The sequence below is a fragment of the Borborobacter arsenicus genome (genome assembly GCF_003934165.1).
GTDB lineage: Bacteria > Pseudomonadota > Alphaproteobacteria > Rhizobiales > Rhizobiaceae > Pseudaminobacter > Pseudaminobacter arsenicus.
Genome location: NZ_RKST01000001.1, coordinates 121,282 through 146,320, shown reverse-complemented (window position 1 = coordinate 146,320; position 25,039 = coordinate 121,282). Strand labels below are relative to the sequence as shown.

The window sequence follows — 25,039 nt, the reverse complement described above, 5'->3', positions numbered from 1 at the left end:
GCGGAACATGGCCGAAGCGTTGCGTATTGGGATTGCCGGGCTGGGAACGGTCGGCGCATCGGCGATGCGTGTGCTCGCCGGCAAGGCTGCCGAGCTCACTCGCCAATGCGGGCGCGATCTCGTCGTAACTGCCGTTTCGGCGCGTGATCGCTCGCGCGACCGCGGCATCGAGCTTGGCGCGGCCGAATGGTTTGACGATCCGGTCGACATGGCCCGAACCGCTGATATCGACGTTTTTGTCGAACTGATCGGTGGCGATGAGGGGCCAGCCCATGCCTGCGTCAAGGCTGCGCTCGAGGCAGGCCGTCACGTGGTCACCGCCAACAAGGCGCTGCTGGCCAAGCATGGCGTAGCGCTTGCCGAAATCGCCGAGAGCAAGGGTGTTCTGCTCAATTACGAGGCGGCGGTCGCAGGCGGCATCCCGATCATCAAGACGATGCGCGAGGCGATGGCCGGCAACACCGTCTCGCGGGTGTTCGGCATCCTCAATGGCACGTGTAACTATATTTTGACCCGCATGGAGGCCGAAGGACTTTCCTTCGACGAGTGCCTGAAGGACGCGCAGCGGCTCGGCTATGCGGAAGCCGATCCGACCTTCGACATCGAGGGGCATGACACCGCGCACAAGCTGGCGATCCTGACCAGCCTTGCCTTTGGCTGCCGAATCTCAGCCGACGACATCTATATGGAAGGCATCAGCAACATTTCGCAGGCCGATATCCAGGCCGCCGGCGAACTCGGCTACCGCATCAAGCTGTTGGGCGTTGCCCAGCAGACCGAAAGCGGCATCGAGCAGCGTGTCCACCCGACCATGGTGCCGACCGCCTCGGTGATCGCGCAGGTGCACGGCGTCACCAATGCGGTGGCGGTGGAGACCGACATTCTGGGCGAACTGCTCCTTTCCGGCCCCGGTGCCGGCGGCAACGCCACGGCCTCTGCCGTGGTCGGAGACATCGCCGATATCGCCAAGAGCCGCCCCGGCTTCCAGCACGGGCCGGTGTTCGGGCGTCCGGCGCGCGAGCTCAATCCCTATCGGAAGGCGCGCATGCGCTCGCATGAGGGCGGCTATTTCATCCGCCTGACCGTGCATGACCGTGTCGGCGTGTTCGCTGCCGTCGCCAAGCGCATGGCCGACAACGAGATTTCCCTGGAATCGATCGTCCAGCGTGCACCAAAATCCATGAACGGCACGAAAAAGACCGTCATCCTGGTCACTCACGCCACCACCGAGGCAGCGGTGCGCAAGGCGGTGGAGGGCGTCACCAAGGACGGCCATCTGGTGGACAAGCCGCAGGTTATCCGCATCGAACGGGCGGACTAATCGATTCATCTTTTGCCAATCGACAAGAACTGCGCTTGCGGGTCTTGCCGTTGTCACCGCCGTTTGACACAAGAAGCCAGTCGCCGCGCTTGATGGTGCGGCACGTCCAATTTGTACGGGAATACTCGATATGGCGAAGAAAATTGCGGGTGGTCTGGATCGCATCCTCACCATGGAACTGGTTCGCGTCACCGAACGCGCTGCGGTGGCTGCGGCAAGGCTGCGGGGCAGGGGTGACGAGAAGGCGGCCGACCAGGTCGCGGTCGACGCCATGCGCGCCGAACTGAACCGCTTGGCGATCAAGGGCACCGTCGTCATTGGCGAGGGCGAGCGCGACGAGGCGCCGATGCTCTATATCGGCGAGGAGGTCGGCACCGGCGAAGGACCGGAAGTGGATATCGCGCTCGATCCGCTTGAAGGCACAACCATTTGCGCCAAGAACCTGCCCAACGCGCTTGCCGTCATCGCAATCGCGGAAAAGGGCAGCCTGCTGTTTGCCCCCGACGTCTATATGGACAAGATCGCGGTCGGCCCGGGCTATCCCGCCGGCATCATCGACATCGATGCCGCCCCGGAAGAAAACATCCGCAAGGTCGCCGAAGCCAAGGGCGTGCCGGTCGGTGAACTTACCGCCTGCATCCTCGACAGGCCGCGTCACGCCAAACTGATCGAAGCCGTGCGCGGCACCGGTGCGGCCATTCGCCTGATCGGAGACGGTGATGTCGCAGGCGTCATCCACACCACTGATCCGGACGAAACCGGCATCGACATCTATCTTGGCACCGGTGGCGCGCCAGAAGGCGTGCTGGCTGCTGCCGCGCTGCGCTGCATTGGCGGCCAGATGCAGGGGCGTCTCCTGCTCGATACGCCCGAGAAGGTGGCGCGTGCCGCCAAGATGGGCATTTCGGACCCGAGCAAGGTCTACACAATCGAGGAAATGGCGCGCGGTGACGTGTTGTTTGCTGCAACCGGCGTCACCGACGGCAACATGCTGGCGGGCGTGAAGTTCGGCCGCAACTTCATCACCACCGACACCATCGTGCTGCGGTCGTCCTCGCGTACGGTGCGCTCGATCAAGGCTCGCCACCAGGACCTTGAAAAATTCGACGCGTGACGCGCGATTTTTCACCACAGGCCCCATCCGTGGCCGCTTTTGCCGCGGTCACGGGTGAGGCGGCCAGATCGGGATGAGTTCGGACAAGCGCATCTTCCTTGACGTGCGCCGCTCGGCAACCGGCCTTGTCTGGGAGCATCGCCTGAACGAGCGCCAGGAGATGGCGGCGCTGGCAATTGCGCAAGGGCAGGGCATCAGCGACATCGTTGCCCGCATCCTCGCGGGCCGTGGCGTGCTTGCCGAAGATGCCGCCCGCTTTCTTGACCCGACCATCCGCGACCTGCTGCCCGACCCCGCTACCCTGACCGATATGGAAGCGGCGGCCAGCCGTATCGCCACGGCCATCATCAAGCGCGAGAAAGTCGCGATCTTCGGCGATTACGATGTCGACGGGGCGGCTTCATCGGCTTTGTTGAAGCGGTTTCTTGGCCATTACGGCCTCGACGCCGAAATCTATATTCCCGATCGCATTTTCGAAGGCTATGGCCCCAATCCGGATGCGATGCGTGAGCTGGTGGCACGCGGCGCGCGCCTGATCGTCACGGTCGATTGCGGCACCAACAGCGCTGCGGCCATCGATGCGGCATTGCGTGCCGGGGCGGAAGTCGTGGTGCTCGATCATCATCAGGTTGGCGGATTACTTCCGGTGGCGACCGCGATCGTCAATCCCAACCGCGAGGACGACCTGTCGGGGCAGGGGCATCTCTGTGCTGCCGGCGTTGTTTTCCTGGCACTGGTGCAGACCGTGCGCGTGCTGCGCGAAAGGTTGCCGGATCGGCCGCCGCCGGACCTTCTCGCGCTGCTCGATCTCGTGGCGCTCGCCACCGTCTGCGATGTCGTTCCGCTCACCGGTGTCAACCGCGCCTTCGTGGTCAAGGGACTGCTTGCGATCAGGCGACAGGAGAATGCCGGGCTGGCCGCCCTTGCCCGGGTATCGCGCATTGGCGAGCCGGTAAATGCCTTTCACCTCGCCTTCCTCATCGGTCCGCGCATCAATGCCGGCGGTCGCATCGGCGATGCGGCGCTGGGCAGCCGGTTGCTTGCCACGGATGACCCGGTCGAGGCCGGAAAGATTGCCGAGACGCTCGATCGCCTTAACCAGGAGCGTCAGGCGATGGAAAACGAGATGCTGGCTGAAGCCCGGGCCGAGGCGGATATGGAACTGGCCGGCGGCTCAGGCCCGGCGGTGATTGTGACTGCCAGCCGCAAATGGCACCCCGGCATTGTCGGCCTTCTCGCTTCGCGCCTGAAGGACCATGCGCGTCGACCCGCCTTCGCCATCGCCTTCAATGCAAATGGCGTTGGCTCCGGCTCCGGTCGGTCGGTGTCGGGCTTCGACCTCGGGCGTCTGGTGCGCGAGGCGGTTGAACGTGGCCTGATCGTCAAGGGCGGCGGCCATGCCATGGCCGCCGGCATCACCGTCGAACAAGACAAGCTCGGTGCGCTGCGCGCCTTCTTCGAAGAGCGCGCCGCCGAAGACGTGTTCCGGCTGCGCAACGAGGAAAGCCTGCGCATCGATGCGGCACTTGCCGCCGACGGCGCCACCAGCGATCTGCTCGACGCGCTCGAAAAAGCCGGCCCCTTCGGCATGGGCCACGTCTCGCCGGTCTTCGTGTTGCCACGGCATCGGCTGGTTGATGCAAGGCTGGTCGGCACCTCGCATGTCAGGGCCGATCTGCGCTCGGATGGTGGCGGCCGCATTCAGGCGATTGCCTTTCGCGCGGCTGACAGTGTGCTTGGGGATTTCCTGTTCAAGAATCGGGGCGCCACGGTGCATGTTGCCGGTTCGCTCTCGGCCAATCACTGGAATGGCAACAGGACCGTGCAGTTCCGCATCATCGATGCCGCGCCGGCGCAGCCCTGAAAGGCTCTACACCAACACCGTTTGCAGGCGCTCCAGCTCGGCAATCCGCGCCTTGGTCGCGTCATAGCCAAGCTGGATCGCCTCGTCGGCGCGATGGAACTCCGAAAGGCCGATATGGCCGAGCTTCGGTTGTACCGAAAGGTCCGGCGGATCGCCTGCAAGCCTTGCCCGCGAGATGCGGTCCTGGATGATGTTGAACGCCTCGACCATCACGCCGGTTATGCCGAGCCGGCTTTCCCTGGTGCGCGCATGCGGATCATGCTTGTCGGCCGGTTTGGCATCCTTCTCGATCAGCAATTCGCCCGCGCTGTGCTTGATCACCGCCGCGCGTCCGTAAAGGTCGTAGTGCAGGTTGACGGCGACCACCAGCGGCTGCTCATAGGCGCGGCAGACGGAAACCGGAACCGGATTCACCAGCGCGCCATCGATCAGCACCCGCTTGTTGGCCACCACCGGCTCGAACACGCCAGGCAGGGCATAAGAGGCGCGCATGGCGGTGATCAGCGAGCCTTTCGACAGCCAGATTTCATGACCGGTATTGATTTCTGCGGCCACGCAGACGAACGGCTTTTCCAGGTCCTCGAAGCGCAACCCGGCCATATGTTCCTGCATGCGCGCGGTCAGCTTCATGCCGCCGAACAGCCCGCTGCCGCCGAAATGCAAATCGAGCAGGCCGAACAGCCGGCGCTTGGTCAGGCTGCGGGCGAACTCTTCCAGTTCGTCGAGCTTGCCGGCCAGGTAACAACCGCCGACCAGCGCGCCGATCGAGGTGCCTGCGATCATGTCGATTTCGATGCCGGCTTCATCCAATGCACGCAGCACCCCGATATGGGCCCATCCGCGTGCGGCACCGCCGCCAAGCGCAAGCGAGATGCCGGACTTCTTTTCAGGCTGCACGTCCTTTACGCCGCCTGAGGATGCAGGACCGTTCGCCTCGTGCACATCGGGCCGGCTACGCAGTGACGCCCATTCGAGCATCTGAAATATCTCCCACTGTCCCACACCGGACGATAGGCACTTGGCGTATCGAAATGGTGAATAGATACTATCCTACAAACAGAGCCGGCTCATTTCGCCTGCCGATATGTCTTTTTCGCGTCAAACATTAGCGTGCTGCCATCATCTGATAGTATGGCAGTTGCCTCTTTTGCCTCTACGGTACGATAAAAGCATGAACGCCGGCCGGTGTGACAGGTTGCATCATGGCCGGAAACATTTACCCGCAACCACACCGCATCCTGATCGCAATCGGTACGCAGTTCGACCAGATGTTGCAGGTTGCCCGAGGTCTCACCTTTCTTCCACAGCGCCTGGCGCGAGCGCGACCAGTAATGGGCGATGCCCGTTTCCAGCGTGAGCGCAAGAGCCTCTTCATTCATATGCGCCACCATCAGAAGCATATTGTCGCGGGCATCCGTCACCACGGCGGTGATCAGGCCGTTGGCGTCGAAGCGCGGTGTGAAAGCCGCGCCTTCCTCGAGGGCTGCCTTGTCGGAAGCGGGTTGCTGAAACGCGATCGTGACCATTGCCGATCCTTTGCCGAGGCGGGGCAGCCGAGCCGTGCCGGCGCGCCCACACGATTTTTTTAAAGGCGCATGTTCTACCTGCCAAGGCCTTCAGCCCTGGAGATGCATGCGCCTGAAGCATCAGCGCTAGAAGCCGTGCGCGCTGCCGCTTCGCACCATTGTCAGGAACCGGATCTGTTCTTCAGGGCTGTCCTTGAAGGCGCCGGTGAAGGTCGAGGTCAATGTGGTGGAGCCCTGCTTGCGGATGCCGCGCATGGCCATGCACATATGTTCGGCCTCGATCATCACGGCAACGCCGCGCGGATTGAGCACGTCCTGGATCACATTTGCGATCTGCGCCGTCATCGCCTCCTGCGTCTGCAGGCGGTGGGCGAAGATGTCGACCACGCGCGCGATCTTGGACAGGCCCACCACCTTGCCGTCCGGCAGATAGCCGACATGCGCCTTGCCGATGATCGGCACCATGTGGTGCTCGCAATGGGAATGGAAGTTGATGTCCTTGATCAGGACGAGATCGTCATAGCCGGCCACTTCCTCGAAGGTGCGGCCAAGCTCTTCGGACGGACACATGTCGTAGCCCGAAAACATTTCGCGAAAGGCCTTGGCCACGCGCTTGGGCGTGTCGACCAGTCCCTCGCGGTCAGGATTGTCCCCGGTCCAGCGCAGCAATGTGCGCACGGCGGCTTCGACCTCGGCCTGGCTGGGTCGGTCGGTTGCCGGCTTTTCCATATAGTCGGCTTTGGGCATCAGTTTCTTGATCACGGCGTCCATGAAAGGTGTCTCCCGTAGTTCCCCTCAAAGGAGGAACGAGTTGAACGGACCACAGCCTTTTTGCGGGATCGTCGGAAAGTCCGGCCCGAAAGCGGCGTGACGTGGTTCCGGGAAGTTAGATGCATCAGTTGCCTTGCCGTTCCCGAAACGTGAGCATTATATAAGCCTTGGCGCCGCAATTGAAAGATGTACCAATGGGCAAAGGGGCGGATCGGAGAAAAATTGCAGGCATTTCATGCCTGTATTTCGGTCGATCCATCCTCGAAACGCGGCGGGCTGGGAAATCATGATCGACGACGTCTACAATGCGAAGATTCTGGGTTTTGCAGGAAATATCGCACGGATCGGCCGGCTCGATGGGCCCGACGCCTCAGCCACGGCCCATTCCAAACTGTGCGGGTCGACAGTCACCGTCTATCTTAAGATGGAAGGCGACACCGTCACCGATTTTTCCCATGACGTGAAGGCCTGCGCGCTCGGCCAGGCCTCGTCCTCAATCATGGCCGCCAATGTGATCGGCGCGAATGCCGGCGAGCTGCGTGAGGTACGCGAGACCATGCGCAAGATGCTCAAGGAAAACGGTCCGCCGCCGCGGGGGCGCTTCGCCGACCTCAAATATCTGGAGCCGGTGCGCGACTACAAGGCGCGCCACGCCTCAACCATGCTGACCTTCGACGCGGTGGTCGACGCGATCGGCCAGATCGAGAAGAAGCGCGCCGGCGAGGCGGCGTGATTTCCACGGACGTGGGCAAAAATCATTCCAGCCAGCACATGGCGACACGGTCCCGCAACTGGAGCGGCCCGTGGCGCAAGACGCCCGGACGTATTTTCGGAACGTCCTTCGTCCGTCTCTACCAGTTGACCCTCTCTGGCTTCGTGGGCAATTCCTGCCGCCATCTGCCGACCTGCTCGGAATATGCCTATGAGGCGATTGCCCGTCATGGTCTGTGGGCCGGCGGCTGGATGGGCCTGTTCCGCGTGCTGCGCTGCGGCCCCGGCGGCACGCACGGCATCGACAATGTGCCGGAGGCCCTTGAGCCACGCTACCGCTGGTTCACGCCCTGGCGCTACTGGCTCGTCGGCAAACGGCGCAAGGCCGGGCAGCCCTGAACTGCCAAGGCTTTACGGCACGGCAAACTGATCCTAAAAGACCGCTCGCCGGCATTGGCCGGCCGATGCATGCTTGCTGCTCAGGCAGTTGGATCATGCGTCGATCAACAATCCCACCTGCGCTCGTATGCAGGACTGGATAGGAGAAGTATCTTGTCGAATTCCGTTTCCCTTGCATTTCCTGATGGTTCCGTCCGCGAATATGACGCGGCGATGACCGGTGCAGCCCTTGCCGAATCCATTTCTAGGTCGCTTGCCAAGAAGGCCGTCGCCTACGCGCTGGACGGCACCTTGCGCGACCTGTCCGACCCGATCGGCACGTCCGGCAAGGTCGAAATCGTCACCCGCGACGATCCGCGTGCGCTGGAACTCATCCGCCATGATGCAGCTCACGTGCTGGCAGAAGCCGTGCAGGAATTGTGGCCGGGAACGCAGGTGACCATCGGCCCGGTGATCGAAAACGGCTTCTATTACGATTTCGCCCGCAATGAGCCTTTCACGCCCGATGACTTCGCGGCGATCGAAAAGAAGATGCGCGAGATCATCACCCGCAACAAGCCGTTCACCAAGGAAGTCTGGAGCCGCGAGAAGGCGAGGGCGGTCTTTGCCGAGAAGGGCGAGGCCTACAAGGTCGAACTCGTCAATGCCATTCCAGAGGATCAGGACCTCAAGATCTATGCGCAGGGCGACTGGTTTGATCTCTGCCGCGGCCCGCACATGGCCTCCACCGGCCAGATCGGCAACGCCTTCAAGCTGATGAAGGTGGCCGGTGCCTATTGGCGCGGTGACAGCAACAATCCCATGCTGACGCGCATCTATGGCACCGCCTGGGCAGACCAGGCCCAGCTCGACCAGTATCTCCACATGCTGGAGGAAGCGGAGAAGCGCGACCATCGCCGACTCGGCCGCGAGATGGACCTGTTCCACTTCCAGGAGGAGGGGCCAGGCGTCGTCTTCTGGCATGCCAAGGGCTGGAAGATGTTCCAGAACCTGATTTCCTATATGCGCCGCCGCCTCGGCGACGACTATCAGGAGGTCAATGCCCCGCAAATCCTCGACAAGTCGCTGTGGGAAACCTCCGGCCACTGGGGCTGGTATCAGGAGAACATGTTTGCGGTGAAGTCGGCTCACGCCTTCACTCATCCTGATGATCCCGAAGCCGACCAGCGCATCTTTGCGCTGAAGCCGATGAACTGCCCCGGCCACGTCCAGATATTCAAGCACGGCTTGAAGTCCTACCGCGATCTGCCTATCCGGCTTGCGGAATTCGGCAATGTGCATCGCTACGAGGCATCGGGCGCGCTGCATGGGCTGATGCGCGTGCGCGCCTTCACGCAGGACGATGCGCATGTCTTCTGCACCGAGGACCAGCTTGAGGCGGAAATCCTCAAGATCAACGATTTGATGATGTCGGTCTACAAGGATTTCGGCTTCGAGGAGGTGGTGGTGAAGCTTGCCACCCGCCCGGAAAAGCGTGTCGGCACCGATGCCATGTGGGACCATGCCGAAGAGATTCTTCGGCGCTCGCTCGCCCGTATGGCGCGCGAGGACAACCGCATCAAGACCGGCATCAACGAAGGCGAGGGCACGTTCTACGGGCCCAAGTTCGAATACACGCTGAAGGACGCCATCGGCCGCGAATGGCAATGCGGCACCACGCAGGTGGATTTCAACCTGCCGGAGCGCTTCGGCGCCTTCTATATCGGCGCCGATTCGGAAAAGAAGCAGCCGGTCATGATCCATCGCGCTATCTGCGGCTCGCTGGAGCGCTTCCTTGGCATCCTCATCGAGAGCCATGCCGGCCAGATGCCGCTGTGGTTCGCGCCGGTGCAGGCGGTGGTCGCGACCATCACCTCCGATGCCGACGACTATGCGCGCAAGGTGGCGGCGCGGCTCAAGGCCGCCGGCTTGTCTGCGGAAGTCGACCTGCGCAACGAGAAGATCAACTACAAGGTCCGCGAGCACAGCCTTGCCAAGGTTCCGGTCATTCTCGTCTGCGGCAAGCGCGAGGCGGAAGAAGATACCGTCAATATCCGCCGGCTCGGCTCGCGCGACCAGCATTCCATGACGCTGGATGAAGCAGTGGCGGTGCTGAGCGGCGAGGCAGTCCCGCCGGATCTGCGGCGCGCGTGACCTTTTGAGATGGCACCGGCATTCAGTTCGCTCCGGCCTGAATGCCGGGTGCAGAGCATGATCCCGAAAAGTTGCAGACTTTTGGGATAAGATCATGCTCCAAAAACAAAGACTTAGAGTGAAATGGCGATTCAAGGCGAAGTCATCTCGCCAGTGGCGGATCAGTCCGCCCCTTCATTGGCATCGGTCGAGTTGGCCTCGTTGGCGAGCACTTCGACTTCCTGGTTGCGCCCGGCGACGACGGTGAATTCGCGCTGGTAGATGCGGTCGCGATTCTTGGCGACGATGGTGTAGTCGCCTTCGGCCAGCACCATGGAGGCGAATGCACCGACGCTTTCGCGCACCGGGTCGCCGGAATTGGTCAGCACCGACCACGAGGTATCGGCGATGGCTTCGCCACCTTCCTCGCGCACCAGCTTCAGGGTGAGTTCGGCCGCGCGATGTTCGACCGTCGCCTCGGTCAGCTTACCGGCTTCCACGCGGATGTCGGAGCGGATGACGGCATTGACCGAGCCATAGGTGGAGACGATGTGGTAGACGCCCGAATTGAGCCGCACCACCACATTGGGCCGCACATCAGGAATGATCAGCGCGCGGTCGCCATCGGCTTCCGGCTGGGCTTCGTAGATTGAAAAGCGTAGCTTCTTGGGCGGAATCTTCAGGCCGCCCTCCAGCACCGCATCGAGCTTCAGGCCACCGGCATCGAGGACCACGCTTTCCTGCTTTGGGTCGCGGGTGACGGTAATGCGCTTGGTTGCTCCGGCGCGGCCAAAGGAGGCATGGACGAGATAGCTGCCGGGTTCCAGATGAAACAGGCTGGTACCGCCCTGCGCGGAGGCGACCAGCGGCAGCTTGCCGTCCGGTCCGGGTTCGGGCCGGAACACGCGCCACATCAGGCCGCGGCCTATATCCTCGCCGTCGTCGGTCAGCTTTGCCGCCAGCGTCAATTCACCGCCGCCGCGCTGCGCCAGCGGTGTGTCGTCCTTGGGCTCCGCAAAGCCTGAAATGTCAGGCAGTTTGAGGTCGGGCAGCGCATCGGTGCCTTCCTGTGCCGATGCGGCAGCGGCCGGCAGCATCAGGGCCAGGACGGCTAGGGAGATGAAATGTCGGCGGAATCCGGCGCGCATGGCTTGCTTTGAAACCCAATGCGGTGGCAATTTCAAGGCTCAATTTGCGCAGGCTCTGCGCCTCCTCCCTCCCAAGCAATCCATCCATCAGGAGAATAGCTTTCATGACGTCGCCTATCATTGATTTCCTGCTGAGCAGAAGCTCGGCGCCGATTGCGGAATTGCGCGCGCCGGCGCCGAACGATGCGGAGATCGAAACCATGATCCGCATCGCATCGCGCGTTCCCGATCATGGCCGCCTGGCGCCGTGGCGCTTCATCCTCTATCGCGGGGAAGCACGTGAACAGATCGGCGAGAAACTGGCCGCGCTTGCCGAAAAGCGCGAAGGGCCTCTCAGCGAAAATCGCCGCGTCCAGGAGTTGACGCGGTTTTCGCGTGCGCCGCTCGTTATCGGCGTCGTTTCCAGCCCGCGCGAGAGCATCAAAATTCCTCACTGGGAAATGCTCCTGTCGGGCGGAGCGGCGGCCATGAACCTTGTCCTCGCCGCCAATGCGCTTGGCTACCGCACCAACTGGATCACCAACTGGTATTCCGATCTTGAGGAAGGCCGCGCGCTTCTCGGCCTTGCCCCGCATGAGCGCGTCGTCGGCTTCGTCCATATCGGCTCGTTCGAGGGCGAGGTCCAGCAGCGGCCGCGCCCGGATGTCACCGGGCTTTACGGCGATTACACCGGCCCTTGGGAAGGCTAGACTAAGTCTTCCGTACCGCCTGTGCCCGCGCCAGCAGCCGCTCGGCGCGGCGCAGATGCGGGCGGTCATACATCTGGCCGTCCAGCGCCACCACGCCCGGATTGCCGGCCGCCTCGAACGCCGCCACCACGGCTTGTGCATGAGCGACAGTGTCGGGCGAGGGCGTGAAGGCCTCGTTGATCACCGGCACCTGCGCCGGATGGATCGCCATCTTGCCGGTGAAGCCGTCGCGCTCGGCCTCGATGCATTCGAGGCGAAAGCCATCCATGTCGCGGAAATTCGGAAATACCGTGTCGATTGCCGCGACATCGGCATGTGACGCCGCCAGGATGGTCATGGCGCGGGCGAGGCGGAAGACGTCGGTGTAGCGGCCATTGTCGTCGCGCGTGACCCGTGCGCCGATTGCTGCCGAAAGGTCTTCGGCCCCCCAGGTAATGCCGGAAAGCCGCGGGCCGACATCGCCATAGCTGCCTGCGGCAAGAACGCCGCTGGCCGTTTCGGTGATGATCGGCACGATCCTGATGCCGCCATCCGCCAAGCCATTTTCAGCCTCTTGCACGCGCAGCTTGACCGCCAGATGCTGCACATCGGCGCCGCTATTCGACTTCGGCAGCATGATACCGTCCGGGCGTACCGGAACCAGTGCTGCGAGGTCGTCGTCGGTCAGGCCGGTGGAAAGATCGTTGACGCGGATATAGACGGCGGGGCCGCCTTCCCGGCGTCCGCTCAGGAAGGCGGCTGCGGTGGCGCGCGCGGCCGGTTTGTTTTCAAGCGAAACCGAATCTTCCAGATCGACGATCACCACATCGGCGTCGGAGGCAAAGCCCTTCTCCAGCTTCTTTTCCGAATCGGCTGGGACAAACAACATCGAACGCATGGTCAGGCTGGCCTCTTCATCATCATGGCTTGGCGCGTGCATTTCGCCACCAGCACGCCGTCCTGGTTGAAGGCGCGGTGCTGGAATTCGACGATGCCGCGGTCGGGTCTGGATTTGGATTCGCGCACCGAAACGACTTCGGTTTCGACCCGGATCGTGTCGCCATGAAACACCGGATGCGGGAACACCGTCTCGCTCATGCCGAGATTGCCGATCGTGGTGCCGAGCGTGGTGTCGTGAACCGATATGCCGATCATCAGCCCGAGCGTGAACAGCGAATTCACCAGCGGCTTGCCCCATTCGCTCTTGGCGGCAAAGTCGAAATCGATATGGAGCGGCTGTGGATTGAGGGTCATGACCGAAAACAGCATGTTGTCGCTTTCGGTGACCGATTTGGTCAGCGGGTGGCGTATCACATTGCCGACGACAAATTCTTCAAGATACAGCCCGGCCATACTCTCTCCCTCGATTTTGCCTTCGCTTGATAGTCGCTGCCTATTGCCACGGCAAGGCACCAAACATGGTGAACGCTTCGTAAACCATTTCGCCTTAGCGTCTTTCCATGGGGGTTGGGGTCCATCCCCGGCGGGAAGGCGGGCGTCGATGGTTGTGGGGCATTTCCTGAAATGGATCGACACTGCGCGTGTCGCCGAACGGGCTGCAGCAGCCGGCGCGCTGGCGCGAGCCTATGTGCTGAAGGAACTGCCTTTCGATGAGCGCTGTGCCGCAGAAGCTGCACTGACGCTGCTGCTTGACGATCCGTCCTGGAAGGTACGCCAGGCTATGGCCGAGGCGCTTTCCATGAGCCGTCACGCGCCTTTGCAGGTTATCAGCGCGCTTGCAGGTGATCAGCCGGAAGTGGCTGGGCTTGTGCTTGCCCGCTCACCGCTTCTCACCGATACCGATCTGGTCGATCGCGTGGCTGCCGGGCAGCAGGCCGTGCAGGTGCTTATTGCCCGCCGTCCGGCGCTTTCCATGCTGGTATCGGCCGCAATTGCCGAGACGGGCGAGCCGGAGGCGTGCATTGCCTTGCTTGCCAATAGCGGTGCTGAAATCGCTTCCCTGAGCTTCCGGCGCATGGCCGAGCGCCATGGCGACATTGCGCTGGTGCGCGAAGCCCTCATCGGCGATCCGCGTTTGCCTTCGGATTGCCGCCACACCCTGCTGGTGAAGGTCGGCGAAGCGCTGGCGCGCTCGCCCTTGGTCGCTGCCCTTATCGGCCGCAACCGTGTGGAGCGGGTGACGCGCGATGCCTGCATAAAGGCGTCACTCACGCTGATCGAAGCAACCAATGCCGAAGAACATGTGGCGCTGGTCGAGCATCTGCGCTTGCGGGGAGATCTCACAACAGGCTTCCTGGTCCGCACGGTTGCGCATGGCAAGGTCGATTTCTTCGGCGCCGCCCTTGTCGTGCTGACGGGTCAGGCCGCCACGCGGGTGAGGGCGCTTCTGGCCGGCGGCCAGGACGTAGCGCTGGTAGCGCTGTTCGGCAAGGCCGGCCTTGCCGTCGCCACCCATAAGGTCCTTTTGCGGGCGCTGAAGGTCTGGCGCGAGGTCGCCAATGGCAAGCGCATGGCCGGTGTTCAGGAAGTGAGCTGGCTGATGCTGAAGGAATTGGGCGGAGCTTCTGCCCCCGGCGACCTTGCCGGCCTGGTCAAGGCGATCCACCTCGACGCGCTGCGCGAAAACGCGCGTGGTCATGCGCTCGCCATTGCATCCGAGGCTGCTTAGGCGCAGGCCAAGTGTGGCCTGCTGTCAGAGTACGAAATTCTTCGCCTGCCGTCCCCTCGACCGGTGATCAAGCGCCGTTGATGAATTTCAGATATCGAGTTCCTGCGCATATTCGGCCCGCTCCTGGATGAAGCGGAAGCGCAGTTCCGGCTTGGTGCCCATCAGCGCGTCGACGGTCGATTTCGTGGCCGCTTCCTCGTCCGATACGTCGACTCGCAGAAGCGTGCGCTTCTTGGGGTCCATCGTCGTTTCCTTGAGCTGGCCGGCCATCATCTCGCCAAGGCCCTTGAACCGCCCGATCTCGATCTTGCCGCGGCCGGTGAATTCGGTCTTCAGCAACTCGTCCTTATGCGCATCGTCGCGCGCATACATCACCTTGCCGCCCTGGCTGATGCGATAGAGCGGCGGCACGGCCATATAGAGATGGCCGCCTTTAACGAGTTGCGGCATCTCTTGGTAGAAGAAGGTGATCAGCAACGAGGCGATATGCGCACCGTCGACATCGGCGTCGGTCATGATGATCACGCGGTCGTAGCGCAGGTCCTCCTGACGATATTTCGAACGCGTACCGCAGCCAAGCGCCTGGATCAGGTCGGAGATCTGCTGGTTGGCGGTCAGCTTGTCATGGCCGGCGCTGGCGACGTTGAGGATCTTGCCGCGCAGCGGCAGGATCGCCTGCATGGCGCGGTCGCGCGCCTGCTTGGCCGAACCGCCGGCCGAATCGCCTTCGACGATGAAAAGTTCGGCGCCGGCGGCCGCATTTTGCGTGCAGTCGGCCAGCTTGCCGGGCAGGCGCAGCTTGCGCACGGCGCTCTTGCGCGACACTTCGCGTTCCTGGCGCCGGCGCACGCGCTCATCGGCCCGCGCCACTACCCATTCCAGCAACTTGGAGGCTTCCTGCGGGTTGGCGGCAAGCCACAGGTCGAACGGATCGCGGATCGCCGCCTCGACCAGCCGCTGCGCCTCGATCGTGGCCAGCCGGTCCTTGGTCTGGCCGACGAACTCCGGTTCGCGGATGAAGACGGAAAGCATGCCCGCTGCCGAGATCATCACGTCTTCGCTGGTGATCGCCGCTGCGCGCTTGTTGCCGGTCAGTTCGCCATAGGCGCGCAAGCCCCGCGTCAGCACATTGCGGAAGCCGGTTTCATGCGTGCCGCCTTCGCCGGTCGGAATGGTATTGCAATATGAATTCAGGAAGCCGTCGCCGCCATACCAGGTGACCGCCCATTCCATGGAGCCGTGGCCGCCGGGGCGTTCGCTCCTGCCGGCGAATATTTCGCGCGTGACCTGGAAATCGCTGCCCAGCGATTCGGCAAGATAGTCCTTCAGTCCGCCGGGAAAATGCAGCACCGCCTTGGCCGGCGTATCGTCCTTGCCGTCGAGCAGCAGCGGGTCGCACGACCAGCGTATTTCCACCCCGCCGAACAGATAGGCTTTCGAGCGCGTCATGCGAAACAGCCGCGCCGGCTCGAAATGTGCCGTCTTGCCGAAAATCTCCGCGTCGGGGTGGAAACGGATTTTCGTGCCGCGGCGGTTGTGGATCTCGCCAAGCTTTTCCAGTTCGCCCTGCGCCTTGCCGCGCGAGAAGCGCTGGCGATAAAGCTGGCGCCCGCGCGCCACCTCGACCTCGAGCGAATCCGACAGCGCGTTGACGACCGAGACGCCGACGCCATGCAGGCCGCCGGAGGTCTCATAGACCTTGGAATCGAACTTTCCGCCTGAATGCAGCGTAGTCATGATGACTTCCAGCGCCGGCTTCTTGAACTTCGGGTGCGGATCGATGGGGATGCCGCGGCCATTGTCGGTCACGGTCACATAGCCGTCGGCTCCAAGCTCCACCTCGATGAAGGTGGCGTGGCCGGCCACCGCCTCGTCCATCGAATTGTCGATGACTTCGGCGAACAGATGGTGCAGCGCCTTCTGGTCGGTGCCGCCAATATACATGCCCGGCCGCCGGCGCACCGGCTCCAGTCCTTCCAGCACTTCGATGTCGGCAGCGCTGTAGCTCTCGCTGCCGTCCTTCGCCTGCGGCGCGCTCGCACGCCGTGCCGCCTGCACCAGCGGATCGGCAGGCCGCGACGTCTTCAGCGATACAGGTTTGTCGAGATTGGCGAAGAGGTCGTGGTTGTCATCCATATTGGCCGCGAGGTTCCAGTGATTCGGTTCGTCGTGATACTGCCATGCTTTGCGGTGCGGGCGACAGGGTTCCCGTTCCGTTCGGGGCAGTCACCTGTTCCTATAGGCGTTTGGTGACCAAACCTTCAAGGCATCACGGCGTGTACACGCAAATCCGATGTGAAATGCCCGGCCGCATGCGGATGCGGCCGGGCTGTTTAGCTATTCCGCTGCGCCGAGATATTCCGTCAGCGGCGGGCAGGAGCAGACCAGGTTGCGGTCGCCGCCGACATTGTCTACGCGCGAGACCGGCGGCCAGTATTTCGCCGCCGTGTCGGCGTTGCCGCCCGGATAGGCCGCGACCAGCCGCGAATAGGGATGCTCCCATTTGTCGGCCAGTACCTCGGCAGCCGTGTGAGGCGCGTTGGCGAGCGGATTGTCGTCCTGCGGCCACTCGCCCTTTTCGATGCGCGCGGCTTCCCCGGCAATCGAGATCATCGCCTCGCAGAAGCGGTCGATCTCGTGCTTGGGCTCGGATTCGGTCGGCTCGACCATTAGCGTGCCCGCCACCGGCCATGACATGGTCGGTGCATGGAAGCCATAGTCGATCAGCCGCTTGGCGACATCCTCGACGCTGACCCCGGCACGATCCTTCAGCACCCTGGTGTCGAGGATGCATTCATGCGCGACGCGGTCGTTGCGGCCCTGATAGAGCACCGGATAATGCGCCTTCAGCCGGGTGGCGATGTAGTTGGCGTTGAGGATCGCCATCTCGGTCGCCTGCTTCAGGCCGCTTGCGCCCATCATCCGGATATACATCCAGGTGATCGGCAGGATCGAAGCGCTGCCGAACGGGGCGGCCGACACTGCGTGCTTGCTGCCCTCGGTGACATGGCCGGGCAGATAAGGCTTCAGATGCGCCTTGACGCCGATCGGTCCGATGCCCGGCCCGCCGCCGCCATGCGGAATGCAGAAGGTCTTGTGCAGGTTCATGTGGCAGACATCGGCGCCGATATCGGCGGGCCGCGCCAGCCCGACCAGCGCGTTGAGGTTGGCGCCGTCGAAATAGACCTGTCCACCATGCTCATGGATCGCCGCACAGATGTCGCGGATGCCTTCCTCGAACACGCCATGCGTCGATGGGTAGGTGATCATCAGCGCTGCCAGCCGGTCGGCGTGCTCCGCCGCCTTGGCCTTGAGATCGTCGATGTCGACATTGCCGTCATCGGTGCAGCGCACGACGACGACGTTCATGCCCGCCATGCTGGCGCTGGCCGGGTTGGTGCCATGCGCCGAGGATGGAATCAGACAGATGTCGCGGTGCTTGTCGCCACGCGTCTGGTGATAGTGGCGGATGGCCAGAAGCCCGGCATATTCGCCCTGGCTGCCGGCATTGGGCTGCAGCGACACCGCGTCGAAACCGGTGATCTCGGAAAGCCACTTATCAAGATCGTCGATCATGGCGCGATAGCCGCTGGAATGCGCGGCCGGCGCGAAGGGATGCAGATTGGCAACCGATGGCCAGCTCACCGGCATCATTTCGGCAGCCGCATTGAGCTTCATGGTGCAGGAGCCGAGCGGGATCATTGCCCGGTCGAGCGCCAGGTCCTTGTCGGCGAGCCGGCGCAGGAAGCGCATCATCTCCGTTTCCGACCGGTTTTCATGGAACACCGGCTGGGTCAGGAACCCCTTGCCGCGCGGATCGGCTGGCTGCGCCATTTTGTCGGCAGGTGCCGGCTTTGCGCCGAACAGGGCGGCAATGGCTTCCAGATCAGCCTCGGTCGAGGTTTCATCGAAGGCGATGCTGATGCGGTTCTTGTCGATGACGCGAACCAGCCGCCCGCTTTTTTCGGCAGCTGCCGCGATTTCCTCGGCCTTGTCCGATGTCGTCACCGTCACGGTGTCGAAGCGGCGCTTACCCGCCACCTTCACTCCGGCATCTATCAGCCCCTTGGCCAGCCGTTCCGCCAGCGCCTGCACCTGCGAGGCGATCGTCTGCAGCCCCTGCGGGCCGTGCCAGATCGCATAGGCCGCTGCCATATTGGCCAGCAGCGCCTGCGCGGTGCAGATATTGGAGGTCGCCTTGTCGCGGCGGATATGCTGCTCGCGCGTCTGCAGCGCCAGCCTGTAGCCGGGGCGGCCATGCGCATCGACCGACTGGCCGACCAGACGGCCCGGCATCAGCCGCGTCAGCCTGTCGGAGACGGCGCAATAGGCGGCATGCGGGCCGCCGAAGCCCATCGGCACGCCGAAGCGCTGCATGGAGCCGACCGCGATATCGGCGCCAAGCTTGGCCGGCGGTTCCGAAATGGTCAGCGCCAGCGGGTCGGCAACGAAAATCACGATGGCCCCGACCGAACGCGCCCTGGAGATGGAAGCTGCGTGGTCGCCATAGACGCCCAGCGTATCTGGCCAGGAGACGACGAGCGCTGCGGTGTTGTCGCCGATCTCTCCGGCGCCGATGGTCAAGCCGAGCGGCTCGGCCCGCGTCTTCAGCACGTCGAGCGTCTGCGGGTGCAACTCGCCGGCCAGCGCGACCTCGCTGCGCTTGTCGCGGTGATGGCGCGCGGCGATGCCGACCGCCTCGGCAACAGCAGTCGCCTCATCCAGCAGCGAAGCCGACGCCACCGGTAGGCCGGTCAGTTCCGTCACTAGCGTCTGGAAATGGAACAGCAGTTCCAGCCGGCCTTGGCTGATCTCGGACTGGTAGGGCGTATAGGCCGTGTACCAGGCCGGATTCTCGAACAGATTGCGCTGGATCACCGGCGGCACGCGGCAGCCATGGTAGCCGGCGCCGATGAAGCTTTTCAGCACGATGTTGCGGGCCATCTTCTCGCCAAGCTCGGCAAGCGCGTCAGCCTCGCTTGCCGGCGCGGGCAGCTTGAGCTCGCCGTCCAGCCTAATCGACTTCGGCACTGCCTGCGTGATCAGCGTCTCGATGGAGGGTACGCCGAGCACCGCGAGCATCGCGCGCATATCGGCCGTGCCCGGTCCGATATGGCGTCTTGAGAACGGGTAGGGAGCGGTTGTCATCGAGGCAACTCCTGTCTTCAGCCGATCAGGGCCTTGTAGCCGGCTTCGTCGAGAAGCCCGGAAAGCTGGCCCTCATCGGCAAGCTTCATCTTCCACAGCCAGCCATCGGTAGTGGCGGCGGAATTGACCAGCGCTGGCTCGGAACCGAGGGCCTGGTTGGCCTCGATGATCTCGCCGTCGACCGGAGCGTAGACATCGGATGCGGCCTTGACCGATTCGACCACCACGGCGACATCGCCCTTCTTGAGCGCGCGGCCGGCTTCAGGCAGATCGACGAAAACCAGGTCGCCAAGCTGTTCCTGCGCATAGTCGGTGATGCCGACGGTGGCGACGCCGTTCTCGACGCTCAGCCATTCGTGGTCATCGGTAAAATAGAGCTTTGCCATGAAAAATTTATCCTTTGCGGTAGCGATGCTGCGTGAAGGGTAGGGGGTGAATGTCGACGGGAATCCTGGTCCCGCGCACATCGGCAAAAAGTCTGGTTTCCGGCTTGGCAAGCGGCGTGGCCACATAGCCCATCGCGACGGGGCCACCGACGGAAGGGCCGAAGCCGCCCGAGGTAACATGGCCGGCCTCGTTGCCGGCCTCGTCGAAAAGCCTGGTTCCGGCGCGCACCGGCTGGCGGCCCTGCGGCTTCAGCCCGACGCGTTTTTGCGATGGGCCCTGCGCCACGATGGCCGCAAGCGCCTCCGCGCCGATGAACCGGCCCGCCGCGCGCACGTCCTTTGAGACCGCCCACATTAGGCCGGCCGTCGCAGGATCGATTTCAGGGGTGATGTCCTGCCCATGCAGGCACAGGCCGGCCTCCAGCCGCAGGCTGTCGCGTGCGGCAAGGCCGACCCATTTCACCCGTTCGTCGGCGAGCAGCTTGTCCAGCAGTTCGCGCGCATCCTTCTCCGGCAGGCCGATCTCGAAACCGTCCTCGCCGGTATAGCCGGAGCGGGTCATGAACCAGTTTTCGTGGGGCTCTATGCCGTGCATGAACACCAGCGTGCCGGTTTCCACGCCCGCCCGCGACAGTGCCGCCCAGGCGTCCGGCCCCTGTATGGCCAGGAGCACGCGTTCCAGCGGCTTGACCGTGCAATCCAGCCCTTTGGCCAGCGCATTCAGATGCGCCAGGTCGGCCTCGGCATTTCCTGCATTGGCCACCACCATGAAACGCTGCGGCCCGAGGCGCGTGACGATCAGATCGTCGAGAATGCCGGCCTTGTCATTGAGCAGGAAAGTATATTTGGACTGGCTCTGCGCCAGTGCCTCGGCATCGAGCGGACAGGCCTCGGCCAGCAGGTCGGCAGCCTGCTTTCCATCCAGTTCGATCAGCTTCATATGCGAGATGTCGAACAGGCCGACATGCTCTCGCGTGTGGGTATGTTCGGCCATCACCCCGGCCGGATAGGTCAGCGGCATCGACCAGCCCGCGAACGGGCCGAAGCGCGCACCGGCTTCGATATGCAGATTTTCAAGGGGAAGTCGCTTTAATGCATCGCCCGTCATGTCTTCTCCAGAGTCGCACGTACACTGCCGCTTTCGCAGCCATTCCGTGCCCCTCTGTCTGAAGCCTGAGAGACTCGCGCAACCGGAACTCTGTCGGCTGCGCTTACACCTTCGGCGCGGGGGATCGGCCCCGACTTTCCAGAGTTGTCTGTCCTGCCTACGGTTCTTTTGCCTGAGAGATTTCGGGCGATTTCCCCTTCGGCGGCAGCTCGCGCTGCTCTCTCCCGCAAACAGGTAGAATCCAAATGGATCCTCGACGGGTGTATAGCTAGCCTAGGCGCAACGCTTTGTCACTCCCCCGCGACACAAGATGTCGCAGGGAGGAAATTTTCACCGGTTCCCGCAAATCTGTCGCGTGCGGGGCGGATTTCCGTCTGTTGCGCAGGCGCCGGATGCACGGAATATCGCGCAAACCGGCTGCTGGGACGGAGTTGTCTACAGATTTATCAACCGGCGCGGCGCGCCATGCCGTCTTCGAGACGGTCGATAAGATTACCTGTTTCGGCATGGAGCCGCTTCAGCCGGATGATCTGCGCTCCGACCGCTTCCAGCGTCTCGCCGTCGCTATCGTCGAATTCATGTTCGGTCGGCGCTATCCCCACGCCGTGCAGGATCCAGGACAGGCTGACATTGAGCATGCCTGCCATCATGTTCATGCGATGGGCGCCCGGTTGCGAGCGGTCGCTCTCCCAGGCCTGGATGGTCGATATCTTCACGCCAAGGCGCCAGGCCAGTTGCTTGACGCTGATCCCGCTTGCCTCGCGAGCGCGCGAAAGCCGCCCGCCCATCGTGTCCATATCCGGAATTTCTTCGTAAATGTTCGTGGTGTTGGGCACCCGATCGGCCTCCTGTGGTTCAAAAAATGCGCCGCCGCCCGGATGGCGGCAGCTGGTCCAAGGATGACGAAGGGGTGGCTCAATGGCAAGGCTTTGGCGGCAAGTTTCGCCTAACCATTTGTAGTTGCAGTCAGATTTTTACCGGTGCGTCGAGGGTGTTCGCCCAGGCCGTCCCGGCTACAGGACGACCCGTTCGGCATGCCAGCGCAGATGATCTTCCATGAAGGTGGAGATGAAGAAATAGGAGTGGTCGTAGCCGTCGCGCATGCGCAGGGTCAGCGGAATGCCTGCGTCCTTGCAGGCCGCTTCCAACAGCCAGGGGCGCAGGCCGTCATCGAGAAATCCATCCGCCTTGCCCTGATCCACCAGAAATTCGGTGAAGCGATGGCCGTCCTCGATCAGCGCGCAGGCATCATATTCGCGCCAGGACGATTCGTCGGCGCCGAGATATTTCTCGAAAGCGGGCTTCGACCAGCCTGCCGTCATCGGATTGGCGATCGGCGCGAAGGCCGAGCAGCTCTTGAACCGTTCCGGATGCTTGAGCGCGATGGTGAGTGCGCCGTGGCCGCCCATCGAATGGCCGAAAATCGCCTGTCGGTCCATGTCGGTGGGAAAATTTTCCTTAATCAGTGCCGGAAGTTCCTCGGTGATATAGGAATACATGCGGTAGTTCTTCGCAAACGGCTCCTGCGTGGCGTCGAGGTAGAAGCCGGCGCCCGAGCCGAACTGCCAATTGTCCTTTTCATCCGGAATGCCTTCGCCGCGCGGGCTGGTGTCGGGGCACACGACGATCAGGCCTGCCTCGGCCGCCACGCGCCGATATTCGCCCTTGTCCATGACGTTCTGATGCGTGCAGGTCAGGCCCGACAGATACCAGACGACCGGGCAGGGGGCTTTCTTGGCCTGCGGCGGCACGAAGACCGCAAAGGTCATGTCGCAGTCGCAGGCCTCGGATCGATGCGAATAGACGCCCTGGACGCCGCCATGGGACTTTGCGGTGGAGATGGTTTTCATGGCGAGGAATTCTCCTGATTAGTCGCCGAACGAAACGGCCACATTCACGGCGGCCGCCACGATCACGGTGTTGAAGAAAAAAGAGACGATGGCGTGGATGAGGTTGATACGCCGCATCTGCGCGCTGGTGATAGCCACGTCCGAGGTCTGGGCGGTCATGCCGACCACATAGGAAAAATAGAGGAAGTCGGCCGCATCGGGTTCGCCGCCGCCGGGAAATTCCAGCCCCCTGCCGGGCTTGCCTGAAGCGCGGCCGTCGCTGCTGGTTGCCGGTCGCCAGTAGAGCCGCGCATAGTGAAGTGCGGCCATCATGTGGATGGTCAGCCAGCCGAGCGGAACCGCGATGCCGGCGATCACCAGCGACAGCACGCCTACCGCCGGCTTTCCGTTGAGGATGATGAACAGCGAGGCGGTGGCCACGCAGATGGTGAGGAGCGTGACCGCAAAGATGATGCCGATCGGCTCGTCAGCGCTTTCGGCATGTTTTTTCAGATAGCTCGCCGTCAAATCAGGCACCCTGATCAGCGTCAGGATCAGATAGGCGGCAAAGAACAGATCGGCTGCGATCACCACAGCAAGGCGCGGCACGGCCAGGAAAGCCGGCACGAATGCCGCAAGCCCCAGCACCGCGCCGGCGGCAAAGGGGAAGTGCCGGTGCTGGACGAGCTTTTTCATGGCTTGCCGCCGGCAGAAGCCAGCGCCTTGCGTGCCATCTGGTCCAATGCCCCCAGAAAGCGCGAGCGGTCGGCCGGCGTGAAGCCGGCATTGTAGCCCTTGCTCTCGCCGGTTTCGCGCAGATGCTGTTTCAGGTCGCGCATCGCCACCGCCATCCCGATCGACTCGCTGGTGAAGGGCTTGCCGGTCACCCCCAGTACATGCGCTCCCAATGTCACCGCCCTTGCCGCCAACGGAATGTCGGCGGTCACCACGATGTCGTTTTCGCGCGCATTTTCCACGATCCAGTCGTCGGCGGCGTCCGCGCTTTTGGTGACAACCACATGGCGCACCATCGGGTTGCGCGAAGGGCGCAAGCCGCCATTGGAAACGAAGACCACCACAAGGCCGAGCCGGTCGGCGACCTTCTCGGCCTCTGCCTTCACCGGGCAGGCGTCGGCATCGACATAGAGGATCGGGGCCGGCACCGTCACCCCATCAGTACACCACGACGGATCGGATGGACTTGCCCTGGTTCATGAGGTCGAAGCCCTTGTTGATGTCTTCGAGCGGCATGGTGTGGGTGATCATCGGGTCGATCTCGATCTTGCCCTCCATGTACCAGTCGACGATCTGCGGCACGTCGGTGCGGCCGCGCGCGCCGCCGAAGGCGGTGCCCTTCCAGGTGCGGCCGGTGACGAGCTGAAACGGCCGCGTCGAGATTTCCTGGCCGGCGCCCGCCACGCCGATGACGATCGACTCGCCCCAGCCGCGATGCGCGCATTCCAGCGCCTGGCGCATCACCTTGACATTGCCGGTGCAGTCGAAGGTGTAATCGGCACCGCCGATCGTGTCGGCGCCGCGCTTGGTCATGTTGACGATGTGGGCAACGACGTCATCGACCTCGGTCGGGTTGACGAAATGGGTCATGCCGAACTTTTCGCCCCATGCCTTCTTGTCGTTGTTCAAATCGACGCCGATGATCATGTCGGCGCCGGCAAGCCGCAGTCCCTGGATGACGTTGAGGCCGATGCCGCCCAACCCGAAGACGGCCGCGGTCGAACCGATCTCGACCTTGGCGGTGTTAATGACGGCACCGATGCCGGTGGTGACGCCGCAGCCGATGTAGCAGATCTTGTCGAAAGGTGCGTCCGGATTGACCTTGGCCAGCGCGATCTCGGGCAGCACGGTGAAGTTGGAGAAGGTCGAGCAGCCCATATAGTGGAAAATCTTGTCCTTGCCGATCGAGAAGCGCGACGTGCCATCGGGCATCAGGCCCTGGCCCTGGGTCGAGCGGATGGCGGTGCACAGATTGGTCTTGCGCGACAGGCAGGACGGGCAGGAGCGGCATTCGGGCGTATAGAGCGGAATGACGTGATCGCCCTTCTTCAGGGAAGTCACCCCCTTGCCGACATCGACCACTACGCCGGCGCCCTCATGGCCGAGGATGGCGGGGAAGATGCCTTCCGGATCGGCGCCCGACAGCGTGAACTCGTCGGTGTGGCAGATGCCGGTCGCCTTGATCTCGACAAGAACCTCGCCCTCGCGCGGCCCTTCGAGGTCAACCTCCATGATCTCCAGCGGCTTTCCAGCTCCGACGGCTACGGCTGCACGTGTCTTCATTGCTAAC

23 protein-coding genes and 1 riboswitch are annotated in these 25,039 nt (G+C 63.0%); of the genes, 8 read left to right on the top strand and 15 right to left on the bottom strand.

Translation table 11 applies throughout. The features are described from left to right. The first annotated feature begins 7 nt into the window (after positions 1-7). The 3 genes from EET67_RS08355 (at position 8) to recJ (ending at position 4,299) form a co-directional block, all read left to right on the top strand. A complete protein-coding gene (locus EET67_RS08355) occupies positions 8-1,321 on the top strand; it encodes a homoserine dehydrogenase (protein ID WP_128625704.1) in 1,314 nt (437 codons plus the stop codon). A 130-nt stretch (positions 1,322-1,451) separates the two neighbouring features. Next, on the top strand, positions 1,452-2,435 hold the full coding sequence (gene glpX, locus EET67_RS08350; protein WP_128625703.1) for a class II fructose-bisphosphatase: 984 nt from the start codon (positions 1,452-1,454) through the stop codon (positions 2,433-2,435). 73 nt (positions 2,436-2,508) lie between these two features. Continuing rightward, on the top strand, positions 2,509-4,299 hold the full coding sequence (recJ, locus tag EET67_RS08345; protein WP_128625702.1) for a single-stranded-DNA-specific exonuclease RecJ: 1,791 nt from the start codon (positions 2,509-2,511) through the stop codon (positions 4,297-4,299). 6 nt (positions 4,300-4,305) lie between these two features. On the opposite strand, the gene EET67_RS08340 is transcribed toward recJ, so the two are convergent. From EET67_RS08340 to folE, 3 genes are all read right to left on the bottom strand, one after another. Continuing rightward, the gene (locus EET67_RS08340; RefSeq protein ID WP_128625701.1) at positions 4,306-5,277 is read right to left on the bottom strand and encodes a patatin family protein; all 972 of its coding nucleotides are present in this window, start codon (positions 5,275-5,277) and stop codon (positions 4,306-4,308) included. Between the two features lie 89 nt (positions 5,278-5,366). Next, complete coding sequence (hisI, locus tag EET67_RS08335) at positions 5,367-5,825, bottom strand: phosphoribosyl-AMP cyclohydrolase (protein WP_128625700.1); 459 nt, start codon at positions 5,823-5,825, stop codon at positions 5,367-5,369. Between the two features lie 126 nt (positions 5,826-5,951). After that, a complete protein-coding gene (gene folE / locus EET67_RS08330; RefSeq protein ID WP_128625699.1) occupies positions 5,952-6,596 on the bottom strand; it encodes a GTP cyclohydrolase I FolE in 645 nt (214 codons plus the stop codon). A 286-nt stretch (positions 6,597-6,882) separates the two neighbouring features. Between folE and EET67_RS08325 the strand changes: the two genes are divergently transcribed. From EET67_RS08325 to thrS, 3 genes are all read left to right on the top strand, one after another. Beyond that, positions 6,883-7,329 carry an iron-sulfur cluster assembly scaffold protein gene (locus tag EET67_RS08325; RefSeq protein ID WP_128626128.1) on the top strand — a complete coding sequence of 149 codons (447 nt, stop codon included), beginning with the start codon at positions 6,883-6,885 and terminating at the stop codon, positions 7,327-7,329. Between the two features lie 38 nt (positions 7,330-7,367). After that, positions 7,368-7,706 (top strand): membrane protein insertion efficiency factor YidD, encoded by a 339-nt coding sequence (gene yidD / locus EET67_RS08320; RefSeq protein WP_128625698.1) that lies wholly within the window; start codon positions 7,368-7,370, stop codon positions 7,704-7,706. Positions 7,707-7,859: 153 nt separating this feature from the next. Further along, a complete protein-coding gene (gene thrS, locus EET67_RS08315; protein WP_128625697.1) occupies positions 7,860-9,839 on the top strand; it encodes a threonine--tRNA ligase in 1,980 nt (659 codons plus the stop codon). 161 nt (positions 9,840-10,000) lie between these two features. Here the strand turns inward: thrS and EET67_RS08310 are convergent, their stop codons facing one another. Further along, positions 10,001-10,966 (bottom strand): hypothetical protein, encoded by a 966-nt coding sequence (locus EET67_RS08310; RefSeq protein ID WP_128625696.1) that lies wholly within the window; start codon positions 10,964-10,966, stop codon positions 10,001-10,003. Between the two features lie 104 nt (positions 10,967-11,070). Between EET67_RS08310 and EET67_RS08305 the strand changes: the two genes are divergently transcribed. After that, a complete protein-coding gene (locus EET67_RS08305; RefSeq protein ID WP_128625695.1) occupies positions 11,071-11,655 on the top strand; it encodes a nitroreductase family protein in 585 nt (194 codons plus the stop codon). A gap of 1 nt (position 11,656) precedes the next feature. Here the strand turns inward: EET67_RS08305 and EET67_RS08300 are convergent, their stop codons facing one another. Together EET67_RS08300 and EET67_RS08295 are read right to left on the bottom strand one after the other, a co-directional pair. Then, positions 11,657-12,532, bottom strand: coding sequence for an HpcH/HpaI aldolase/citrate lyase family protein (locus EET67_RS08300; protein WP_128626127.1), 876 nt, complete (start codon positions 12,530-12,532; stop codon positions 11,657-11,659). A gap of 2 nt (positions 12,533-12,534) precedes the next feature. After that, complete coding sequence (locus tag EET67_RS08295) at positions 12,535-12,987, bottom strand: MaoC family dehydratase (protein ID WP_128625694.1); 453 nt, start codon at positions 12,985-12,987, stop codon at positions 12,535-12,537. Between the two features lie 148 nt (positions 12,988-13,135). Between EET67_RS08295 and EET67_RS08290 the strand changes: the two genes are divergently transcribed. Further along, the gene (locus EET67_RS08290) at positions 13,136-14,263 is read left to right on the top strand and encodes a DUF2336 domain-containing protein (protein WP_128625693.1); all 1,128 of its coding nucleotides are present in this window, start codon (positions 13,136-13,138) and stop codon (positions 14,261-14,263) included. A gap of 87 nt (positions 14,264-14,350) precedes the next feature. On the opposite strand, the gene parE is transcribed toward EET67_RS08290, so the two are convergent. From parE to EET67_RS08245, 9 genes are all read right to left on the bottom strand, one after another. Then, positions 14,351-16,399, bottom strand: coding sequence for a DNA topoisomerase IV subunit B (gene parE / locus EET67_RS08285; protein ID WP_128625692.1), 2,049 nt, complete (start codon positions 16,397-16,399; stop codon positions 14,351-14,353). 201 nt (positions 16,400-16,600) lie between these two features. Further along, entirely contained in the window at positions 16,601-19,411 is a 2,811-nt protein-coding gene (gene gcvP / locus EET67_RS08280) for an aminomethyl-transferring glycine dehydrogenase (RefSeq protein WP_128625691.1), read from the bottom strand. A 17-nt stretch (positions 19,412-19,428) separates the two neighbouring features. After that, on the bottom strand, positions 19,429-19,797 hold the full coding sequence (gene gcvH / locus EET67_RS08275; protein WP_128625690.1) for a glycine cleavage system protein GcvH: 369 nt from the start codon (positions 19,795-19,797) through the stop codon (positions 19,429-19,431). A 7-nt stretch (positions 19,798-19,804) separates the two neighbouring features. Further along, positions 19,805-20,905 (bottom strand): glycine cleavage system aminomethyltransferase GcvT, encoded by a 1,101-nt coding sequence (gcvT, locus tag EET67_RS08270; protein ID WP_128625689.1) that lies wholly within the window; start codon positions 20,903-20,905, stop codon positions 19,805-19,807. A gap of 150 nt (positions 20,906-21,055) precedes the next feature. Then, positions 21,056-21,142: riboswitch (glycine riboswitch) on the bottom strand. A gap of 209 nt (positions 21,143-21,351) precedes the next feature. Further along, positions 21,352-21,741: a helix-turn-helix domain-containing protein gene (locus EET67_RS08265; protein ID WP_128625688.1), complete on the bottom strand. Its 390-nt coding sequence runs from the start codon at positions 21,739-21,741 to the stop codon at positions 21,352-21,354. Positions 21,742-21,918: 177 nt separating this feature from the next. Continuing rightward, positions 21,919-22,755 (bottom strand): S-formylglutathione hydrolase, encoded by an 837-nt coding sequence (fghA, locus tag EET67_RS08260; protein ID WP_128625687.1) that lies wholly within the window; start codon positions 22,753-22,755, stop codon positions 21,919-21,921. 18 nt (positions 22,756-22,773) lie between these two features. Beyond that, complete coding sequence (locus tag EET67_RS08255; RefSeq protein WP_128625686.1) at positions 22,774-23,430, bottom strand: DUF1345 domain-containing protein; 657 nt, start codon at positions 23,428-23,430, stop codon at positions 22,774-22,776. Then, complete coding sequence (locus EET67_RS08250) at positions 23,427-23,897, bottom strand: YaiI/YqxD family protein (RefSeq protein WP_128626126.1); 471 nt, start codon at positions 23,895-23,897, stop codon at positions 23,427-23,429. Before EET67_RS08250 ends, EET67_RS08255 begins: the two co-directional genes overlap by 4 nt. 10 nt (positions 23,898-23,907) lie before the next feature. Next, positions 23,908-25,032: an S-(hydroxymethyl)glutathione dehydrogenase/class III alcohol dehydrogenase gene (locus EET67_RS08245; protein WP_128625685.1), complete on the bottom strand. Its 1,125-nt coding sequence runs from the start codon at positions 25,030-25,032 to the stop codon at positions 23,908-23,910. Positions 25,033-25,039 lie beyond the last annotated feature (7 nt).

Excerpts from the sequence above, each read along its gene's own strand:
- EET67_RS08300 (WP_128626127.1), bottom strand. The coding sequence starts at position 12,532 with ATGCGTTCGATGTTGTTTGTCCCAGCCGATTCGGAAAAGAAGCTGGAG.
- EET67_RS08355 (WP_128625704.1), top strand. The coding sequence starts at position 8 with ATGGCCGAAGCGTTGCGTATTGGGATTGCCGGGCTGGGAACGGTCGGC.
- fghA (WP_128625687.1), bottom strand. The coding sequence starts at position 22,755 with ATGAAAACCATCTCCACCGCAAAGTCCCATGGCGGCGTCCAGGGCGTC.
- EET67_RS08295 (WP_128625694.1), bottom strand. The coding sequence starts at position 12,987 with ATGGCCGGGCTGTATCTTGAAGAATTTGTCGTCGGCAATGTGATACGC.
- glpX (WP_128625703.1), top strand. The coding sequence starts at position 1,452 with ATGGCGAAGAAAATTGCGGGTGGTCTGGATCGCATCCTCACCATGGAA.
- EET67_RS08245 (WP_128625685.1), bottom strand. The coding sequence starts at position 25,032 with ATGAAGACACGTGCAGCCGTAGCCGTCGGAGCTGGAAAGCCGCTGGAG.
- EET67_RS08255 (WP_128625686.1), bottom strand. The coding sequence starts at position 23,430 with ATGAAAAAGCTCGTCCAGCACCGGCACTTCCCCTTTGCCGCCGGCGCG.
- EET67_RS08310 (WP_128625696.1), bottom strand. The coding sequence starts at position 10,966 with ATGCGCGCCGGATTCCGCCGACATTTCATCTCCCTAGCCGTCCTGGCC.
- EET67_RS08340 (WP_128625701.1), bottom strand. The coding sequence starts at position 5,277 with ATGCTCGAATGGGCGTCACTGCGTAGCCGGCCCGATGTGCACGAGGCG.
- folE (WP_128625699.1), bottom strand. The coding sequence starts at position 6,596 with ATGGACGCCGTGATCAAGAAACTGATGCCCAAAGCCGACTATATGGAA.
- recJ (WP_128625702.1), top strand. The coding sequence starts at position 2,509 with ATGAGTTCGGACAAGCGCATCTTCCTTGACGTGCGCCGCTCGGCAACC.
- hisI (WP_128625700.1), bottom strand. The coding sequence starts at position 5,825 with ATGGTCACGATCGCGTTTCAGCAACCCGCTTCCGACAAGGCAGCCCTC.
- yidD (WP_128625698.1), top strand. The coding sequence starts at position 7,368 with ATGGCGACACGGTCCCGCAACTGGAGCGGCCCGTGGCGCAAGACGCCC.
- EET67_RS08325 (WP_128626128.1), top strand. The coding sequence starts at position 6,883 with ATGATCGACGACGTCTACAATGCGAAGATTCTGGGTTTTGCAGGAAAT.
- gcvH (WP_128625690.1), bottom strand. The coding sequence starts at position 19,797 with ATGGCAAAGCTCTATTTTACCGATGACCACGAATGGCTGAGCGTCGAG.
- gcvT (WP_128625689.1), bottom strand. The coding sequence starts at position 20,905 with ATGACGGGCGATGCATTAAAGCGACTTCCCCTTGAAAATCTGCATATC.
- EET67_RS08305 (WP_128625695.1), top strand. The coding sequence starts at position 11,071 with ATGACGTCGCCTATCATTGATTTCCTGCTGAGCAGAAGCTCGGCGCCG.
- gcvP (WP_128625691.1), bottom strand. The coding sequence starts at position 19,411 with ATGACAACCGCTCCCTACCCGTTCTCAAGACGCCATATCGGACCGGGC.
- EET67_RS08290 (WP_128625693.1), top strand. The coding sequence starts at position 13,136 with ATGGTTGTGGGGCATTTCCTGAAATGGATCGACACTGCGCGTGTCGCC.
- parE (WP_128625692.1), bottom strand. The coding sequence starts at position 16,399 with ATGGATGACAACCACGACCTCTTCGCCAATCTCGACAAACCTGTATCG.